Source organism: Pseudomonas sp. ZS1P83, from assembly GCF_054897825.1.
In genome coordinates this window covers 3726749-3745756 of record NZ_CM142706.1, presented here as the reverse complement: position 1 = coordinate 3745756, position 19008 = coordinate 3726749, and the positions used below count along the sequence as shown (strand labels likewise).

Annotated in this window: 18 protein-coding genes; 7 read left to right on the top strand and 11 right to left on the bottom strand. The window is 58.7% G+C overall.

The features are described from left to right. Positions 1-84: 84 nt before the first annotated feature. The 6 genes from ACYZT0_RS17855 to ACYZT0_RS17830 all read right to left on the bottom strand — a co-directional run bounded on the left by ACYZT0_RS17855 (position 85) and on the right by ACYZT0_RS17830 (position 5419). Complete coding sequence (locus ACYZT0_RS17855) at positions 85-738, bottom strand: HAD family hydrolase (RefSeq protein ID WP_462042355.1); 654 nt, start codon at positions 736-738, stop codon at positions 85-87. Positions 739-772: 34 nt separating this feature from the next. After that, the gene (locus ACYZT0_RS17850) at positions 773-1777 is read right to left on the bottom strand and encodes an ABC transporter ATP-binding protein (protein WP_462042354.1); all 1005 of its coding nucleotides are present in this window, start codon (positions 1775-1777) and stop codon (positions 773-775) included. Further along, a complete protein-coding gene (locus ACYZT0_RS17845) occupies positions 1774-2574 on the bottom strand; it encodes an ABC transporter permease (RefSeq protein ID WP_462042353.1) in 801 nt (266 codons plus the stop codon). The genes ACYZT0_RS17850 and ACYZT0_RS17845 overlap by 4 nt, the downstream gene beginning before the upstream one ends. Further along, positions 2561-3406 carry an ABC transporter permease gene (locus ACYZT0_RS17840; RefSeq protein ID WP_462042352.1) on the bottom strand — a complete coding sequence of 282 codons (846 nt, stop codon included), beginning with the start codon at positions 3404-3406 and terminating at the stop codon, positions 2561-2563. The genes ACYZT0_RS17845 and ACYZT0_RS17840 overlap by 14 nt, the downstream gene beginning before the upstream one ends. Next, positions 3403-4209 carry an alkaline phosphatase family protein gene (locus ACYZT0_RS17835; protein ID WP_462042351.1) on the bottom strand — a complete coding sequence of 269 codons (807 nt, stop codon included), beginning with the start codon at positions 4207-4209 and terminating at the stop codon, positions 3403-3405. Before ACYZT0_RS17835 ends, ACYZT0_RS17840 begins: the two co-directional genes overlap by 4 nt. Before the next feature lie 145 nt (positions 4210-4354). Continuing rightward, positions 4355-5419 (bottom strand): ABC transporter substrate-binding protein, encoded by a 1065-nt coding sequence (locus ACYZT0_RS17830; RefSeq protein ID WP_462042350.1) that lies wholly within the window; start codon positions 5417-5419, stop codon positions 4355-4357. A 349-nt stretch (positions 5420-5768) separates the two neighbouring features. Here ACYZT0_RS17830 and ACYZT0_RS17825 point away from each other — a divergent pair, with 349 nt between their 5' ends. Next, entirely contained in the window at positions 5769-6482 is a 714-nt protein-coding gene (locus tag ACYZT0_RS17825) for a UTRA domain-containing protein (protein ID WP_462042349.1), read from the top strand. Positions 6483-6519: 37 nt separating this feature from the next. Here the strand turns inward: ACYZT0_RS17825 and ACYZT0_RS17820 are convergent, their stop codons facing one another. Then, complete coding sequence (locus ACYZT0_RS17820) at positions 6520-7287, bottom strand: DODA-type extradiol aromatic ring-opening family dioxygenase (RefSeq protein WP_462042348.1); 768 nt, start codon at positions 7285-7287, stop codon at positions 6520-6522. A gap of 103 nt (positions 7288-7390) precedes the next feature. Between ACYZT0_RS17820 and ACYZT0_RS17815 the strand changes: the two genes are divergently transcribed. Beyond that, positions 7391-8044 carry a thiopurine S-methyltransferase gene (locus ACYZT0_RS17815; RefSeq protein WP_462042347.1) on the top strand — a complete coding sequence of 218 codons (654 nt, stop codon included), beginning with the start codon at positions 7391-7393 and terminating at the stop codon, positions 8042-8044. A 65-nt stretch (positions 8045-8109) separates the two neighbouring features. Here ACYZT0_RS17815 and htpX read toward each other — a convergent pair whose 3' ends face one another. Further along, complete coding sequence (gene htpX, locus ACYZT0_RS17810) at positions 8110-8997, bottom strand: protease HtpX (RefSeq protein ID WP_008145865.1); 888 nt, start codon at positions 8995-8997, stop codon at positions 8110-8112. A gap of 316 nt (positions 8998-9313) precedes the next feature. Next, positions 9314-10525, bottom strand: coding sequence for a pyridoxal phosphate-dependent aminotransferase (locus ACYZT0_RS17805; RefSeq protein WP_462042346.1), 1212 nt, complete (start codon positions 10523-10525; stop codon positions 9314-9316). 226 nt (positions 10526-10751) lie between these two features. On the opposite strand from ACYZT0_RS17805, the gene msrB reads away from it, so the two are divergent. The 3 genes from msrB (at position 10752) to ACYZT0_RS17790 (ending at position 12198) form a co-directional block, all read left to right on the top strand. Beyond that, on the top strand, positions 10752-11147 hold the full coding sequence (gene msrB, locus ACYZT0_RS17800) for a peptide-methionine (R)-S-oxide reductase MsrB (RefSeq protein ID WP_462042345.1): 396 nt from the start codon (positions 10752-10754) through the stop codon (positions 11145-11147). Positions 11148-11251: 104 nt separating this feature from the next. Continuing rightward, a complete protein-coding gene (locus ACYZT0_RS17795) occupies positions 11252-11737 on the top strand; it encodes a glutathione peroxidase (RefSeq protein ID WP_462042344.1) in 486 nt (161 codons plus the stop codon). Then, the gene (locus ACYZT0_RS17790; RefSeq protein ID WP_462042343.1) at positions 11734-12198 is read left to right on the top strand and encodes a MarR family winged helix-turn-helix transcriptional regulator; all 465 of its coding nucleotides are present in this window, start codon (positions 11734-11736) and stop codon (positions 12196-12198) included. Before ACYZT0_RS17795 ends, ACYZT0_RS17790 begins: the two co-directional genes overlap by 4 nt. Here the strand turns inward: ACYZT0_RS17790 and ACYZT0_RS17785 are convergent. Continuing rightward, positions 12179-14500: a hybrid sensor histidine kinase/response regulator gene (locus ACYZT0_RS17785; protein WP_462042342.1), complete on the bottom strand. Its 2322-nt coding sequence runs from the start codon at positions 14498-14500 to the stop codon at positions 12179-12181. The two genes, ACYZT0_RS17790 and ACYZT0_RS17785, sit on opposite strands and share 20 nt — an antisense overlap. 166 nt (positions 14501-14666) lie before the next feature. Between ACYZT0_RS17785 and ACYZT0_RS17780 the strand changes: the two genes are divergently transcribed. Together ACYZT0_RS17780 and ACYZT0_RS17775 are read left to right on the top strand one after the other, a co-directional pair. After that, positions 14667-15557 (top strand): ATP-binding protein, encoded by an 891-nt coding sequence (locus ACYZT0_RS17780; protein WP_462042341.1) that lies wholly within the window; start codon positions 14667-14669, stop codon positions 15555-15557. Further along, positions 15554-16036 carry a GAF domain-containing protein gene (locus ACYZT0_RS17775; protein WP_462042340.1) on the top strand — a complete coding sequence of 161 codons (483 nt, stop codon included), beginning with the start codon at positions 15554-15556 and terminating at the stop codon, positions 16034-16036. The genes ACYZT0_RS17780 and ACYZT0_RS17775 overlap by 4 nt, the downstream gene beginning before the upstream one ends. On the opposite strand, the gene ACYZT0_RS17770 is transcribed toward ACYZT0_RS17775, so the two are convergent. Next, positions 16037-18985: an HD domain-containing phosphohydrolase gene (locus ACYZT0_RS17770; RefSeq protein WP_462042339.1), complete on the bottom strand. Its 2949-nt coding sequence runs from the start codon at positions 18983-18985 to the stop codon at positions 16037-16039. It abuts the gene before it with no gap. Positions 18986-19008 lie beyond the last annotated feature (23 nt).

Below are 19008 nucleotides of genomic sequence, written 5' to 3'. Positions count from 1 at the left end.
GCCAACTTCCAGCGAAGTCAGTATGGAAGAGAAAGGAACGGACTACCTATATCGCGAGCAGGCTCGCTCCCACAGGGGTATGGGTTACTTCCAGAGATGGACCGGCCAGCCCGCTTTTTCGGCGTGCTCAAGCAACACTGGATCCGGATTCACCACGTGCGGGAAATCCACCTTCAGCAACAGTGGCAAGTCATTGCGTGAGTCCGAGTAGAAACTCGCGCCTTCCAGATTTTCCTCCTCCGCATCCAGCCATTCCAGCAAGCGCGTGATCTTGCCTTCGCGGTAGGTCAGCGTGCCGACGGTATTGCCGCTATAAACTCCGTGTGCGACTTCCAGCTCGATGCCGAGAATCTCGTCAATGCCCAAACGATCGGCAATCGGTCTCACCAGGTGCGTGCCCGACGCCGAAATCACCAAAATCCGGTCGCCGGCCTTGCGATGGGCTGCAATCGCTTTGGTGGCGTCACTGAAAATGATCGGCTCGATGAAGTCTTCCACCCAAGGCCCTACCAAATGGTCGACCTCTTCCGGTGTGCGCCCGATCATCGGCTCCAGACTGAAGGTCATGTACTCCTCCATTCGCAGCTTGCCGTGGCTATAGGCGTCCATCAGTTCGTTGTTCTGACGCATGAACGACTCGGGATCGACCCAACCCAGGCGGCCCATTTGCTCGCTCCAAAGGGTGGCGCAGTCACCGTGGATCAGGGTTTCGTCCAAATCAAAAATTGCCAGGGCCATCAGTGCGGTTCTCTCTTCAACATCAGTAAAGGCATCAGGCTACCTCACAGAGGGCCGTCGGATCGATGGAAAGCGCCAGACGCTGACCATCGGGATGTAGATCGGCCGCCGAGCGATTCAGCACATCCACCACCAATTCCACGCCCCGAGCTTCAACCCGGTAGCGAATCACGTTGCCCAACAGGCTGTGGCTGCGGATTTGCGCGTCGAGTTCGCCGTTCAGGCTCAGCTCGATGGCTTCCGGGCGAATCGCGATGCGGTGGGTAATGGGTCGCTGCAGCAGTTTTGTGGCGCTGTCGGCGTCCAGCAGGTTGTAGTTGCCGATAAAGCCTGCGGCAAAAACATCCACTGGCGCGGTGTAAAGGGTTTCGGCATCGCCGCTCTGTACGATTTTTCCCTGATTCATCAGGAAAATCCGGTCAGACATGGTCAGTGCTTCTTCCTGATCGTGAGTGACGAAGATCGTGGTCAAGCCAAGTTCACGCTGGATCTGACGGATCTGTTCGCGCAGGTGCTTGCGAATCCGCGCATCGAGGGCCGACAGGGGTTCATCCAGCAACAGCAGCCGTGGCCGGGTCACCAATGAGCGGGCGAGGGCCACGCGCTGGCACTGGCCGCCCGACAGTTGATGCGGATACCGGGCGGCGAAGTCATTGAGCTCCACCAGTTTCAACACTTCGGCGACGCGCTTTTGGCTGTCGTCGGCGTTGACCTTCTGCATGCGCAAACCGAAGGCGACGTTCTGTTCCACTGTCATGTTCGGGAACAGCGCGTAGCTCTGAAACACCATGCCGATCCCGCGTTTCTGCGGGCTCAACGGCACGAGGTCGGCGCCATCGAGCAGGATCTTGCCGCCATCCACCGAGGTCAGCCCGGCGATGCAGCGCAGCAGCGTGGATTTACCGCAACCGGACGGGCCGAGGAGGGTGACGAATTCGCCCTTCTGGATCTCGCAGTTGATATCGCTGAATACGGTGGTGCCCGCAGGCCCTGAATGAGAGTAGCTTTTTTGCAGGTGTTGGACGCTCACATAGCTCATTCGCTTTTGTCCTTGTTCAAAATATTGGCAGCCCAAGTCAGAACCAGCACAAAGAAGAAGTAGGAAATCACCAGTGCGCTGGTGAAGTGGCCGCTGCTGTTACGCATGTTGTTGAGGTAAACCTGCAGGGTTTCGTAGCGGGTGCCGACCAGGATGTTGGCGAAGACAAACTCACCGAACAGGAACGAGAACGACAGCAGCAACGCCACCATCAAACCCTTGCGCAGGTTCGGCAGCACCACCAGGAACGCGGCTTGCCAGGTGCTGGCACCGAGCAATTGTGCGGCGTCCATCAGGTCGCGCAGGTTGATCGCTTGCAGGTTGTTGGTGATCGCCCGGTACATGAACGGCAGCGCGATGGTGAAGTAGCAGCCAATCAGAATCCACGGCGTACCGACCATCGCAAACGGCCCGGAACCATAGAGCTGCAACAGCCCCACCGACGACACCACCGGCGGCACCGCGAAGGGCAGCAGGATCAGAATGTTCATCAACGCATCAAGTTTGGGGAAGTGGTAATGCACCACGAACAGCAGCGGCAGAATCAGCACCACCGACAGAATCAACGCGCCGACGCAGACCAGCAGCGACTGCCCGAAGGCATGCAGAAAGCGCGGATCGCTCCACAGCTGGATGTACCACTTGAAGGTAAAGCCGCTGGGCAGAATGGTCGCCGACCAACTGCTGGAGATCGAGTAGATCAGCGTCCCGAGCAGCGGCAACAACAGAATGGCAAACAGCAAGTACACCACCACCCGGTGATAGACACCGATCGGGCCCAGTTCAGCGCGAGACATGGTAGCTCCTCTTCAACAGCAGCTGATGCACGATGGTCACCAGGGTCATCAACGCCACCAGCACCACGGCTAACGCACTGGCGAGGTTCGGGTCCAGGGAAATATCGCCGGACACCATCGCCGCGATGCGGATCGGCAGCACGTTGAAGTTGCCGGTGGTCAACGCGTAGACCGTGGCGTAGGCGCCAAGGGCGTTGGCCAGCAAGATCACGAAGGTGCCGAGCAGCGCAGGCGTCAGCACCGGCAAACCGATGTGGCGCCAGAAATGCCAGCCGTTGGCGCCGAGCAATTGGGCGGACTCACGCCAGTCTTCGCGCAAGGCATCGAAAGCCGGGTAGAGCAGCAGCACGCCCAATGGAATCTGGAAGTAGGTGTAAAGAATGATCAGCCCGGTTTTCGAGTACAGGTTGAAGTCCTGAATGATCCCGGCCTGCTTGAGCATGATGGTGAAGCTGCCGTTGAAGCCCAGCAGGATGATGAACGCGAAAGCCAGGGGTACGCCGGAGAAGTTGCTGGTCATGTTGGCGAAGGCGTTGACGAAGTTGCGCAGTTTCGAGTCGACCCGGCGCAGGGAATAAGCACCGAGGACTGCGATGATGATCCCGAATACGCTGGACCAGAAGCTGATCTCAAGGCTGTACTGGATCGCCTGCAAATAGAACTTCGACTTGAAGATTTTGCTGAAGTTGGCCACGCCCCAACCGAACTCTTCCGATTGCAGGCTGTTGATCATCACCCAGACCAGCGGGGCGATCTCGAACACGATAAAGAACAGTGCGAATGGCACCAGGCACAACGCTGCCAGCCATTTACCACGGGTATTGGCGTTCACTTGAGCAGCTCTCGGCAGACAGGTTTGTCGTGGGGAACGCCCAGCAGTTCGCAGACGGTGCCGCAGATTTCAGTCTGTTTCGGTGCGGCGCTGGTGTTGAAGCTGAAGGCGTCGCCAAGGACGAACAGCGGCACTTCGCGTTCTTCCGGCAGCAGGCCGTTGTGGGAACGGTCGTTGTTCATGCCGTGGTCGGCGGTCACCAGCACCTGATAGCCGGCGTCGAGCCAGGTTTGCAGGTAGTCGGCCAGAATAATGTCCGCCGAGCGGGCGCTGTTGCGGTATTGCGGGGTGTCGAGGCCGTGCTTGTGCCCGGCATCGTCGATGTTCATGGGATGGATCAACAAAAAATCCGGCGCGTGGCGCAAGCGCAGGTTTTCGGCGTCGGCGAACAGGTGCGAATCCGGGTAGTGATCGTTCCAGTAGAAGTGACCGTGCTGGATCGGCAGGTCGGGGTTGTCGGTGTGACGATCCCGTGCCGCCACGAAGGGCGAGCGGTTATACAACTCGCTGACCCAGTGATAGGCCGCGGCGGCGGTCGTCAGGCCGGCATCCGTGGCGTAGTGATAAATGCTGCGCTGGTTGGACAGGCGCGAGACGTTGTTGTGGACGATGCCGCTCTCGATGGGCGGGACGCCGGTGAGGATGCATTCGTAAAGCGGTCGGGACAGGGCCGGCAGTTCGCACTCCAGTTTGTAGAGCGCCGCGCGTCCTGCGCCAACATAAGCCTGCAGGTGCCCCATGGCGTGGCGCGCGACTTCGTAATTGAGGCCGTCGAGCACGACAAGGATGACGTTGTGCTTCATAGGTGCGATGACTCCGTAAAACATTAGATTTCAGCGAAACCTGTAGGGGCGAAGCTTGCTCGCGAAAGCGGGCTTTCAGCCAACATCAATGTTGAATGTCAGTCCCTTTTCGCGGGCAAGCCTCGCTCCTACAAGAAGCACGGCATCACTTCATCTCGACGATGACTTCTTCGTTCCACTTCTGAGGCAGTGCCTTGGAGGTCTTTTCCCACGCATCCGCGTCTTTGATCGGCGTGACCTTTTTGTACTGTTCGTTAGGCAGCAGTTTGGCTATGACGTCATCCGGCAGTTTGACGTGCTCGGCGCGGATCGGACGGGCGTTGCCGCGCGCCAGGTTGATCTGACCGGCATCGCTGAAGATGTATTCGCGGGTCAGCTTGGCGGCGTTCGGGTTTTTCGCGTATTTGTTGATGATGGTGGTGTAACCGGAAATCACCGAGCCATCGGATGGAATCAGCACCACGTAATCATCCGGATTCGCCATCTTGGCCTTGTAGCTCAGGCCGTTGAAGTCCCAAACCACGCCGACTTCGATTTCACCCTTTTCCATCGTGGCGATGGTCGGGTTGGCCATGGATAGGCGGCCCTGTTTGGCAATGTCTGCGAACAGCAACAGCGCTGGTTGCAGGTTCTTTTCGTCGCCACCGTTGGCCAGTGCTGCGGCCAGTACACCGTTGGCGGCCTGGGCGGCGGTGCTCACGTCACCGATGGAAACCTTGTATTTACCGGTTTTCAGATCAGCCCACTTGGTCGGGGCTTCGGAACCGTGCAGCAGCTTCTTGTTGACGATAAACGCGATGGTGCCGGTGTACGCCAGCGCCCAGTTGCCGTCCTTGTCTTTGGCCCAGTCCGGGACTTGCTCCCAGGTGCTTGGCTTGTAAGGTTGCACCACGCCTTGTTTGACCGCGATCGGGCCGAAGGCTGCGCCAACGTCGCCGATGTCAGCGCTGGCGTTGTCTTTCTCGGCGGCGAACTTGGCGATTTCCTGCGCCGAGCTCATGTCGGTGTCGATGTGTTTCAGGCCGTAAGTCTTGGCCAGGTCTTCCCAGGTGCCTTTCCAGTTGGCCCAGTCATCGGGCATGCCGACGCTATTGACCGTGCCTTCCGCTTTCGCAGCGGCTTCCAGGGTTTTCAAATCATCAGCGGCCATGGCGGCGGTGCACATGGCAATGGTCGAGCCTAACAGTGATGCCAGGAAAAGCTTTTTCATCCGAAGCTCCTTTGGGTGTTTTCAACGCTGCGATTGCGGTTGTGTTGGTCTAGGTCAGCAATACCTGAGCCAATTTAGGCCGGTTGGATGACATTTTGATGTCGACGACCGGTCTACCTTTATGTTCTGTATTGGAATGCTCAGGCTCCGGGGTAAGCGTAGACCATGGCTAAAGAGTTGATATGAAAGGACTTGGCCATGAAATTGCAGGTGTCTGGATCAACCGTTCGGCGGCTTTGTCATCTGGCAGTCATAAGCAGTGCCTAGGCTTGCAGGGAGTTGATGGGAGCCGATTGAATCGCGGTTCCGCCCCGAAACAGTGCTGGTCTAGTCCAGATAGGTAACGTTGATGCGCATCGAGACAACCAAAGCGGTGACAGCGATCGGGCAGGTTCTGCAGGAACAGCTTGACCACGGCCTGTTGGCGCCCGGGAGCAAACTGCCGGCCGAGCGCAAGCTCAGTGAGTTGTTCGGTACCACGCGGATCACCGTGCGTGAAGCGTTGTTGCAGCTGGAAGCCCAGGGGCAGATTTATCGGGAGGAGCGCCGTGGCTGGTTCGTGTCGCCACCGCGCCTGGCGTATAACCTGATGCAGCGCAGTCACTTTCACGCGATGGTCAGTGCACAGGGGCGTCTGCCGTCCACCGAGGTAATTTCAGCGCGGTTGCAACCGGCGTCGGCGGCGGTCTGTGCCTGGTTGCAGTTGCCGGCGTTGTCGAGCGTGATTCAGATTTGCCGTGCGCGGCGGATTGATGAACGGCTGGTGTTGTATGTGGAGCACTATTTGAATCCGCAGTTTTTTCCGGGGATTCTGGATTTCGATTTGAATCAGTCGATTACCGAGTTGTACGCGCGGCATTACGATTTGCACTATGGGCGGGTGCGTTTCGAGATTGTGCCGACGGCGTTGTCGGTGGATGCGGCGGCTGCTTTACGGGTGTCGGTGGGGAGTCCGGGGTTGCGCATCGCTCGGGTCAATTACGATCAGCATGAACGGTTGATCGATTGTGATCTGGAGTTTTGGCGGCATGATGCAATTCATGTCGGGGTTGATGTGGTCTGAGCCTGGCCGCCACAGGCTGAGCGCTTGTACTGCGACATTATCCGAAGCGGTAAATGTCCATGCCCAAGGCCCCCATGGTGAATCCCTTGTGCGCCACGCTGAAGTTTCCTCCGGCACCGCGGGCAAAATATAAAGGCAGCAAATGTTCATCGCTCGGATGGTTACGCACGGCATTCGGTGCTTGCTGACGGTAGTCGTGCAACGCGGTTTCGTCGTTGGCAGCGAGTTTTTCGATCATCCAGTCTCGAAATGCCTGGGCCCAGGGTTCGACGCTTTCCGGGCCAGCGTGCCAGTCCAGTTCGCGCAGGTTGTGGGTGATGCTGCCGGAACCGATCAACAGCACGCCATGTTCGCGCAGACTGGCCAGCGCATGGCCGACGCGGGTTTGCAGGGTCGGGCCACCACGGGTGGGCAGCGAGACTTGCACCACGGGGATATCGGCTTGTGGATACATCAACGACAACGGCACCCAGACACCATGGTCGAACGGCCGTTTGGCGTCGATGCGTGCGGGCAGGCCATCGCTCTTCAGCAGTTCGACAACCTCTGCGGCCAATTGTGGATCGCCGGGCGCCGGGTATTGCACGTCGAATAACGCCTGTGGAAACCCGCCGAAGTCATGCCAGGTTTCAGGCTGGGAATTGCCGCTGACGAGCAATTCAGTGCTTTCCCAATGCGCGGAAACAATGATGATGGCCTTGGGTTTCGGCAATTCTGCGGCCAGGCGAGCGAGGGCAGGCCCGCTGGCACCGGGTTCCAGTGCCAACATGGGCGAGCCATGGGATATGTACAGGCTGGGGAACATGAATGAGCTCCTGAGGCGTAAGATGGCATCATCTTCAGTCAGATCATTGATCTAAATCTAATATAAGTTTTAGGGTCTTTTGATCGAATTTTCGGGATTAATTATGCAGCCGGAGTTTTGGCACAAGCGGTGGACGTCGAATCAGATCGGCTTTCACCTGCCGGAAGTAAATCCATATCTGCAACGGCACTGGCCGCAACTGGGCCTGGAAGAGGGCGCGCGCGTACTGGTGCCGTTATGTGGGAAAAGCCTGGATCTGCTGTGGCTGGCGAAATGCGGTCACGAGGTGTTGGGCGTCGAGTTGTCGGAAAAAGCGGTGGAAGACTTTTTCCACGAGCATCAATTTGATCCAGACGTCAGCGACCAAGGCCCCTTCACTGTTTATCGTGCGGGCTCGATCGAGATCTGGTGTGGTGATTTCTTCGCGTTGACTGCCGGCGATGTCGCCGATTGCAGTGCGCTGTACGACCGCGCTGCGTTGATCGCCTTGCCACCGACCATGCGCGAGCAGTACGCCGAACATCTGAAGCGGATTTTGCCGAAGGATTCTTTGGGGCTGCTGATTACCCTGGACTACGACCAGCCGCAAATGGACGGACCGCCCTTTGCAGTGCTGGATGACGAAGTCCAACGGTTGTTCGGGGCTTCGTGGAAGTTGAAGATTCTGGAGGACCAGGACGTTCTGGGCGAGAGCTGGAAGTTTCTGGAAAGCGGTGTTACGCGGCTTGAAGAGCGGGTGTATCGCCTGATGAGTTGATGGAACAGCAAGGCACAAAAAAGGGGTGATCAGATGATCGCCCCTTTTTTTGTCTCGCAGAACTATCAGCCCCGACGACGCAACGCGTCGATGCGCTCTTCCAGCGGCGGGTGGCTCATGAACATGCGGGCGAACCCCTGTTTGATGCCACCGTTGATGCCGAAAGCAGTCAGGGTGTCCGGCATGTGCACCGGCAGACCCTGTTCCGCACGCAGGCGTTGCAGGGCGCCGATCATTGCGGCGGTGCCGGCCAGACGTGCACCGGCTTCATCGGCACGGAATTCGCGTTTGCGCGAGAACCACATGACGATGGCGCTGGCCAGAATGCCCAGGACCAGTTCGGCGAAGATGGTCGCCACGTAGTAAGCGATGCCCTGGCCTTCTTCGTTCTTGAAGATCACCTTGTCGACAAAGTTACCGATGATCCGTGCAAAGAACATCACGAAGGTGTTCACCACACCCTGGACCAACGCCAGGGTGACCATGTCGCCATTGGCTACGTGGCCAATTTCGTGGGCCAGAACGGCTTTCACTTCATCCGGCGAGAAACGCTCGAGCAGGCCCTGGCTGACCGCGACCAATGCGTCGTTCTTGTTCCAGCCAGTGGCGAAGGCGTTCGCCTCATAGGCCGGGAAAATACCGACTTCGGGCATTTTGATCCCGGCTTCCCGGGACAATTGCTCGACGGTTTGCAGCAGCCATTGCTCGTGACGTGTGCGCGGCTGGCTGATGATTTGGGTGCTGGTGCTCATCTTCGCCATCCACTTGGAGATGAACAGCGAGAACAGCGAACCGGCGAAACCAAAGACCGCACAGAAAATCAGCAGCTGATTGAGGTTGAGATCAACCCCGTTGGCCGCCATGAACCCGTTGAAGCCGAAAAGGCTCAAGGTGATGCTGGCAATCAGCACGACCGCCAGGTTAGTGGCCAAAAACAGCAGGATGCGCATCATGGTTGTAGAAATCTCCTCATGCTAAAGATGTAGCGTACTGCGGGGTATATAAGGTGCTGACCCGGGCTATTCAACCGGGTGACTATTTCAAACTGTGTCCTACGGCAACAGTCTAGCTGCTTGAAGGGCATTTCCGACGTCGGTAGGGGAAGGGTTTGTCAGTCATTTCACGTCGCAGGCCCCGTCGTTGCTAGACGCGAGCGCGCAACAAGTCATCAGTCAGCAATTGAAGAAGCGATGTTCGGCAGGGCGCAAAGATATGTTGCTGAATCAATCACCGTGCGACTTGTGTAAGCGTCGCACGGTGACAGGCCGCTTACTGGCGATAGGACTTGAGGAAGTTGCCAATACGTCCGATGGCCATGTCCAGGTCGTCCAAACGCGGCAGGGTCACCACACGGAAGTGGTCCGGCCATGGCCAGTTGAAGGCGGTGCCTTGAACCACCAGCAGTTTCTCCGACAGCAGCAGGTCGAGCACGAATTTCTCGTCGTTATGGATCGGGCAGACTTTCGGGTCGATCCGTGGGAACGCATACAGCGCGCCCATTGGTTTGACGCAGCTTACGCCGGGAATGTCGTTGAGCAGTTCCCAGGTACGGTTGCGCTGTTCCAGCAGGCGACCTTGGGGTAATACCAGATCATTGATGCTCTGATAACCGCCGAGGGCTGTCTGGATAGCGTGCTGGCTCGGCACGTTGGCACACAGGCGCATGTTCGCCAACATGTCGATGCCTTCGATGTAGCTCTGGGCGTGGTGTTTCGGGCCGGAAATGGCGATCCAGCCCGAACGGAAACCCGCCACGCGATAAGATTTGGACAGACCGTTGAACGTCAGGCACAGCAGATCTGGCGCCAGGGAGGCCGTGCAGATGTGCACGGTATCGTCGTATAGAATCTTGTCGTAGATCTCGTCGGAAAAAACCACCAGGTTGTGCTGACGGGCCAGTTCCAGCATGCCCAGCAGGACTTCTTTCGAATACACCGCGCCGGTCGGGTTGTTCGGGTTGATGATCACCAGTGCTTTGGTGTTCGGGGTGATCTTGGCCTTGATGTCGGCCAGATCCGGCCACCAGTTGGCCTGCTCGTCGCACAGGTAATGCACCGGGTTGCCGCCCGACAGGCTCACCGCGGCGGTCCACAGCGGGTAATCCGGGGCTGGCACCAGCACTTCGTCGCCGTTATTGAGCAGGGCCTGCATCGACATCACGATCAGCTCGGAAACGCCGTTGCCCAAATAGATATCTTCAATGCCGACGCCTTCCACCTGCTTTTGCTGGTAGTACTGCATGACGGCCTTGCGGGCGCTGAACAAACCTTTGGAGTCGCTGTAGCCCTGAGCGGTCGGCAGGTTGCGGATCACGTCCTGGAGGATTTCATCCGGCGCTTCGAAACCAAAGGGCGCCGGGTTGCCGATGTTCAGCTTGAGGATGCGATGGCCTTCCTCTTCCAGGCGTTTGGCGTGCTTGAGCACTGGGCCGCGAATGTCGTAGCAGACGTTGGCGAGCTTGTTCGATTTGCTGACCTGCATGGCGATGTGTTCCCGAAAATGAACGATCCAGGCGGCGTATGAACATCCGTACTGGGAATCCTGCGTATTCACACAGGCCTGGCGCCTTGAGAGGCAGCACCCATAAATCCGTTTGAATGCGCGTGGTCTGGCTGCCAGACTGACGTTTGACGAGGCGCAATCATACGTGCCGCCCGATCCGTGGAAAAGGTACAGATCGGGCTTTTTCAGCCGCTGAGGTGTGATGATGGAAAAGTTGGAAAAAACCCTGGAAGAATGGAAAGCAATGCTCGACCCAGAGCAGTACAACGTTTGCCGCCTGAAGGGCACCGAGCGACCGTTCTCCGGCAAATATAACGACACCAAAACTGACGGTGTTTACCACTGCATCTGCTGCAACGAGCCTCTTTTTGACTCCAAGACCAAATTCGACTCCGGTTGCGGCTGGCCGAGCTTCTACGCGCCGATCGGCGACAGCGCCATGGTCGAGATCCGTGATGTCAGCCACGGCATGATCCGTACCGAAGTGGTCTGCGCCAAATGCGAAGCGCACCTGGGTCACGTGTTCCCCGACGGTCCACCGCCGACTGGTCTGCGTTACTGCATCAACTCGGTGTGCCTGGACCTGGTACCCCGCGGGTAATAAGCCAGAGGGCGATCCGATGATCGCCCTTCGGATATTTAAATTGCACGCAATTCAATTGCTCGCTATGTTTGTCTCGTCTTCCCTCATTTAGAGTCCGAATCATGAGCGACAAGCTGCTAAGCATCCCTTGCACCACCATCAAGGGTGAGCAAAAGACCCTGGCGGATTTCGCTGGCAAAGCCGTGCTGGTGGTCAACACGGCGAGCAAATGCGGCTTCACCCCGCAGTACAAAGGCCTTGAAGAGTTGTGGCAGACCTACAAGGATCAAGGGCTGGTGGTGCTGGGTTTCCCGTGCAATCAGTTCGGCAAGCAGGAGCCGGGCAACGAAGGGGCAATTTCCGAGTTCTGCGAATTGAACTTCGGCGTCAGTTTTCCGCTGTTCAAAAAGATTGAAGTCAATGGCGCCGGGGCCCATCCGCTGTTCGTTCAACTGAAAAAGCGCGCACCGGGTGTGCTGGGTTCCCAGGGCATCAAGTGGAACTTCACCAAGTTTCTAATCGGCAAGGATGGCCAACTGGTCAAGCGCTTCGCCCCCGCGACCAAGCCGCAGGACCTGAGCCGCGAGATCGAAGCCCTGCTCAAATGAACACCTTGTCAGTCGATTCCCTGAAGCTCGACAGCCAACTGTGCTTCAAACTGTACGCCGCTTCCCGGGCGGTGATCCGCGCCTACAAGCCGATGCTCGATCAGCTCGGCCTGACCTACCCGCAATACCTGGCGATGCTGGTGTTGTGGGAATGGCAGGAGGCAGCCCCCGAGCAGCCGACGGTCAAGGCGTTGGGCGAGCGCCTGGCGCTGGATTCCGGCACGCTGACGCCGTTGCTCAAGCGTCTTGAGCAACTGCAACTGGTTCAGCGTCAACGCTCGGCGCGGGATGAGCGTGAAGTGCACTTGAGCCTGTCGCCCACCGGCAAGGCCTTGCGCGATCAGGTCGGGCCGCTCAAGGCCCGTCTGCTGTGCGACAGCGGTGTGGATCTGGATCGCCTGAATGATCTGCGCGATGGCCTTGATCACTTGTTGGGGCAAATCAAAGCACTGTCGTACTAGGGATCCATAAGTCCAACAGGGCAGCCAACTCTTCCCGACGGAAGGGTTTTGCCAGGTAATCGCTCATACCCGCCGCACGACAGCGTTCACGCTCTTCGGACATGGCATTGGCGGTCAGGGCGACGATGGGCAGCTGTGGCCAGCGCCCGCTGCGACGGATTTGCCGACTGGCCTCGTAGCCGTCCATCACCGGCATGTTGCAGTCCATCAGCACCAGATCGAATTCGCTCTGCTCAAGCTGATCCATCGCCTCGCCACCGTGACCGGCGACGATCACTTCGCATCCGAGTTTCCCGAGCATCCCCTTGGCCACTAATTGGTTGACCGGATTGTCCTCCACCAGCAGCACGCGTCCGCGTCGTTGTGGGGAGAGCGTGTTGAGCCGGGCATCGTTGATCGTGTTGAGTTCCGGCTGCAGGACTCGTCGCAGAGTCTGGTACAGCGCGTTGCGCGCCAGAGGCCGCGCCTGTTGCTGCAAGGGGGCGAGGGCGAGGGCTTCTTCGCTGGGCATGAAACTGCCGTAAGCGGTGACCAACAGAATGGGGGCTGTACACGAGGGACGCAGGCCAAACAGGCATTCGGGGCAATCGGTAATCAGTACATCAGGGTTCAGACCCAGCAACGCGTCATCGATGGAACGCTGCTGATAGTCGAGCCCCCAGCCGGGCAACACACTGTTCAACAGTTCTGCCAGACCGCTGCTCGCGGCGGTGATTGCGATGACCTTTCCCTGTAAAGAGGCCGGGGGAAGGGCGCGGGTGTGGCTGGGCAGCGGCAGGTCCGCGCAGAACTGGCTGCCGAAGCCTGCTTGCGAGCTGATGGTGAGGCGCCCTTGCATGACTTCGCAGAGGTTGTAGGTCAGTGCCAGGCCCAACCCGGTCCCGCCGAACTGCCGGGTAATGCCGGCACCCGCCTGGGTGAAGGGCTGGAAAATCTTGACCTGGGCGTCCTGGGCGATACCGATGCCGGTGTCACAAACTTCGATTCTGACGCCGTCCTCGAATGTCGAGAGGCGCACATCGACCCGACCGAAACGGGTGAACTTGAGGGCGTTGGACAACAGATTGCTGACGATCTGACGGACCCGGGTCGGATCCCCGAGCACCAGCGCCGGAAAATGCGGATCGATCAGGCAGCTCAGCTCGACGCTCGGCGCGGCGTTCTGTGACAGCAGGTTGGCGGTGTCCTCGATCAGCGAGCCGAGGTCGAACGGAATATGTTCGAGCTCAAGTTGGCCGGCATCGAACTTCGACAGATCGAGAATATCGTTGAGCAGTTCCACCAGTACTTTGCCCGAGTCATGGGCGATGGAAAGCTGTTGCTGTTGCTCGGCATTGAGCGGACCGTCCAGGGAAAGCGCAATCATCCCCAGCAGGCCGTTGAGCGGTGTGCGGATCTCGTGGCTCATGTTGGCCAGGAACACCGAGCGCGCGTCGGCCATGCCCAGGGCGGTGCTGCGGGCGACCTCCAGCTCCTGATTGGATTGGCTGAGCCGATTGTTGATCGCCTTGAGTTCCGCCGTGCGGGCCGAGACGATGTTCTCCAGTTGCCCGAGGTAGTCGGTCAGGCGGTTTTCGGCGTTGCGTCTCTGCTGGATTTCGGTGGCGATGTTTTCGAACTGTTGATTGGCAACCTTGACCAGTACCCCGATTTCATCGTTTTCATGGTCCGTCGGACACTCCAGCGACGTCGACTCCGCGCTGCGCGGGTCGCGAATACTGAGTTCACGGATGACCCGCACCAACGGCTTGGTCAGCATCACATAGAACAGCGCCAGCAGGATGCCGGTCAGCAACAGGCTGCGGGCGAAGCCATTGAGCAGCGTCACCTCGGCCCGGCGCAGGAACCGATTGCCAAATGAATAGGTATCGACGTCCAGACGCAGAGTGCCGAGGGATTCGGTCGGCAAGTGATCCAGGTAGAGACGGTCTTCGAACTGCCGGTTGGCGCCGAACAGGAAGTCGCTGATCACCCGATAGCCGCTTTGCACGCCTGGGCGTTTGACGTTGGCCAGCACGGTATTGTTGTTGTCGATCAATTGCGCGCCGATGATCGCCGGGGAGCGCAACAGGCCCAGGGTCAATTCCTGAGCGAGTTCGGCGTCGATGTTGTAGGCGATGCGGGACGCGGGGTTATGGCTGATTTCCAGTAAAGACAGGATTTCTCGGTTGATGGAGGCGTCTTCACTGGCATAATCGATGCCTATTTGCAGCAGACTGAGCAGCGTGCCAAGAATGAAACCGACCAGCACAGTCAGCCTGGCTTGCTTGTAGGACAGCCGGTTGGTGAACTTGATATCCATGGGGTGTCGAACCACTTCCGTTTCCCTTCGCTGCTCAAGCATAGTCGATCATGCATGGATACCGATGTTCTCACGAGCCCTTGTGCCAAGGGGTGAACCGGACACCGAACGCTGTGTTTCGTCGCTGTGTCGCCATCATTACTGTGAACGTGCCCGAGGAGAAGACGTGGATTCCCGATTAAATGCTTTTCTTGAACGTGCCGATGCCGTTTTGGCCCGTATCGAACCGCTGCTGCCCGCACCTCGGCAAGCCATCGACTGGAACCACTGCCTGGCTGCACGCTGGCAGCGCGAGGGGCGCAGCGGTTTTATGCTGCCGCTGCAAGTCAGCCTCGACATGCGTTTGTCCGACCTGATCGGCGTCGACCGGCAACTGGAGCAACTGGGGCGAAATACCCAACAGTTCCTCGACGGCATGCCGGCCAACCACGCGTTGCTCTGGGGCTCGCGCGGCACGGGTAAATCGTCGCTGGTTCGCGCCTTGCTGGCCGAACACGCCAAGGCGGGTTTGCGGCTGATCGAGATCGAACGCGATCACTTGGCAGACTTGCCGCGAGTGGTCGAACAAATCGCCAAGCTGCCCCAGCGTTTCGTGCTGTTCTGCGATGACCTGTCGTTCGAGTCGGGCGAGGGTGACTATCGCGTACTCAAGAGCGTGCTCGACGGCTCTCTCGAACAGGCGCCGGATAACGTTTTGCTGTACGCCACTTCCAACCGTCGCCATCTGGTGCCGGAAAAGGAAAGCGATAACGAAAACTGGAAAAGGGTCGACGGCGAACTCCATCCCAGCGAGGCGGTGGAAGACAAGATTGCACTGTCGGACCGTTTCGGATTATGGCTGTCGTTCTACCCGTTTACCCAAGAACACTTCCTCAACGTCGTCGAACACTGGATCGGCCAACTGTCCGAAAAGGCGGGCCTTAAGTGGCAACGAGACGAGGAACTGGACATCCTCGCGGTGCGCTGGGCCACGGGCCGGGGTAATCGCAACGGACGTTGCGCGTATCAATTTGCCCGCTATTGGGTCGGGCTGAAGCTGTTGGAGCTCAAGGCATGATCGATTTACAGAAGAGCGGCCAGGACCTCGAAGGCTACGGCATGCTGTGGGCGCAATTGGAGTCATTGCTGGCGGACGAGCGGGATTTCATCGCTAACGCCGCGCAGTTCTCGGCGTTCCTGTACAACCAGCTCGATGACCTGAACTGGGCTGGGTTCTACCTCAATCGCAACGAAGAACTGGTACTCGGCCCTTTTCAAGGGCAGATCGCCTGCGTGCGGATTCCATTCGTTCGGGGCGTGTGCGGGGCTGCGGCGACGACCTTGCAGACCCAGTTGGTCGAGGACGTGCACGCGTTCCCCGGACACATCGCATGCGACAGCGCATCGAACAGCGAACTGGTGGTGCCGCTCGTCAAGGACGGTCGATTGATTGGCGTGCTGGACCTCGACAGCCCGAAACTGGCGCGTTTTACCGCTGAAGATCAGGCCGGTATCGAGCAATTGGCGGCGATTTTCCTGCGCCTGACCGACTGCTGATCATGCCCTCAAGCCTGCCTTGACCAGCAGGCTCGACGGGTCCACCGCATCGATTTGTTGGGGGTCGAGGAATCGATCGGCGTACTGCAAATAGATTTGTGCGTTGATGAACAGCCCGAACAACTCAGGATCGATGTGGGCGTCCCGGCACAGGGTAGCCATGATGCCCAGCGCTTCGCTCAACGACTTGGCTTTCTTATAGGGGCGATCGGCGGCGGTCAGTGCTTCGAAAATATCGGCAATCGCCATCATCCGCGCCGGCAGGCTCATTTCTTCACGCTTCAACTGTTTGGGATAGCCGGTGCCGTCCATTTTTTCATGGTGGCCGCCAGCGATCTCCGCGACGTTGTTGAGGTGACCGGGGAAGGGCAGGTGGCTGAGCATCAGAATCGTCTGCACCATGTGGTGATTGATGATGTAGCGTTCCTCGCGGGTCAGGGTGCCTCGGGCAATGCTCAGGTTGTAGAGCTCGCCCCGGTTGTACTTGTAGCGCGGCACATCGAGTTTGAACCCCCAGGAATTATCCTCCGGAATCAGTTCGGCTTTGGGTCGTTCAAACAGGTGCTCGGGTTTGTCCGCCAGCAACGGCTCGCTGACCGGCAGTGTCGGTGCCAGGGTTCGCGCCTGGCGCCGGTTCTCTTCCCAGGATACGCCCAGCCGGTCATCCAGTGTTCGGGTCCAGGTGCGCTGGGCCATGCTGCGCAAGCGTTGCAGGTCGGACTCAGCCATCGCCTCGCCACCCAGGTTGCAGCGGGCGATGAACGCGAAGTCATCGTCCAGACCCGTCAGAGTGGCGTTGCGCAGTTCGGCCAGGTGCTGCTCGTCACCGCCCAGGGCAATGGCTTGCCAATAGTTGATCCAGACATCGCGCTTGAGCACCTCGAAACGGGTGCGGATTTCGTGGATGCGGTCGTTAAGCGTTTCCAGCTTCGTGGCTTTATCGACCACGTATTCCGGAGTGGTGACCTTGCCGCAGTCGTGTAGCCAGGCCGCGATGTGCAGCGCTTCCCATTCATCTTCGGTGGGTTGATAGCCACTGAAGGCCGGGTCCTGGCTGGCCGCAGCGGCTTGGGCGAGCATCAGGGTCAGCGCCGGCACTCGCTGGCAGTGACCGCCGGTGTAGGGGCTTTTGGCGTCAATCGCACCGGCCAGCAGTTGAATGAAGGCGTCCAGCAGTTGTTTTTGTTTGGCTTGCAGTCGCTGACTTTCAATACTCACGGCGGCCGCGCCGGATACGGCCTGGAGGAACGCGATGCGGTCCGGACGAAGTTTTTCCAGATCGCTCTGGTTGCCGGTATCGGCCAACAGCAGGACCAGCAGGCCCACGGTTTCGTTATGACGATTGTGCAGTCGAATACCGATCAGATGAACGCGGGGGCACTCCAACGCAAGCAACACCTTCTGCAAATCCCCGGCCTGTTCGAAACCAAGCGCGGTGACGATGTTGTCGGCATTCGACAGCTGCCGTAGCCATGCAGGGCTTTGCGGAGCCTGGAGTCCGTGTCCTCGAAGATCAAATGACGGCAATGCCTGTGAGGTGCCGTTAATGACCAGACCCTGCGGCTCCATGCGATCGCCATCACTTTCGCGCAGGTAGATCAGACCGGCCTGGGCCTGGCCGATTTTCACAGTTTCAAACAACACGCGTTCCAGCAAGGGGGCAAAATGGACCTCGGCGCTCAGGCTATCGGTGATCTGGAAAAAACTCGCCAGGGTGTCTTTCATGCGCGTCATCGATACGCTCAGTTGGTCGACTTCGAGCACGGGAGAGCGACGGGAGGCCGGAAAGTTGAAGTCGAAACTGCGAACCGCATCGGCCTCTCGCACCAGCGCGCGCAGGGGTTTAACCAGAATCCGAGAGGTCAGCCAGCCCAGCGGCAGGCACAGCAACAGCGTGGCCAAGGTAATCAGCGCGCCTTGCCAGCGCATGCGGTAGGCATCGCCGAGTAATTCATCTTCCGGTACCAGCAGCGCCAGTTGCAGTCCCTGGGGGCCGCCCTCCTGCATGCTGCTGCGGGCAACGATCCATTGGCGACCGGCGACATCCAGGCGGTTACCTTCGGGGGGATTGTTGAGCAATGCGCCAAGGCTGGGGCTCAGGTCGGCGGCTTTGATCAGGCGGGCAGTCTGATCGTCGATGATCAGTTTGCGGCTGTCGGGATAAGCAATGGCATTGCCCTCGGCATCGAGCAGCACGATTTCGGTGCTGGGGGTCACCACATGATTGGCCAGGGTCGCGGAGAGTTCCGCCAGGGTCAGATCGGCGCCCATGACGGCTTGTTCGCCGCTGCGCCGGGCCAGGGTGGTGCCGACATTGTGGGTGGAGAAAAAAATGTAGGGTTCGGTGGTGATCTGATCCCTGTCGCTGCGGGCGTTGGCATACCAGGCACGGGTTCGCGGATCGTAAGTTTCGTCGGGATTGTCCTGGCGGCCGATGAAGGCCAGATCTTGATCGAAAAACAGTGATTGGGAGCGGACCTTTCCGCTGTTGCCGGCTCGCTCAATGCTCCACACCTGATAAGCCGCAGTGTCCGGGGCATTGAGGAGCGTTTTCAGACCGGGGGTTCGCAAGGGCCGAACCATGAAGAAATCACCGTTGCCGTAGCCCAGATACAGCGAGGCCAGGTCGGGGTTGTCCTTGAGTGACTGGCTGAAGGGTTTGAACAACGCCAGCCGTTGCTCCAGGTCAGGTGCCTGCGTCGCTGGATAATCCGCCAACAGGCTCAGCAGATGACGAATCGGCTGATAGGTGGTGTGCAGGTCCAGGCGGACGTCCTGTTCGATGCGGTTGAAGAGCTTTTCACTGCTGGAAAGAATGATTTGCGTGGTGTGCCGGTAGTTGAAAATGCCCAGCACCACTCCAGTCAGCATCAGCAGGAGAGTGAACATCACGCTGATATGGACGTGCAGGGGAAACCGCCGTTGATCCGGGCGCAGTGGGCTGGGCATTACAGGTCTCTCCATGATGGTTA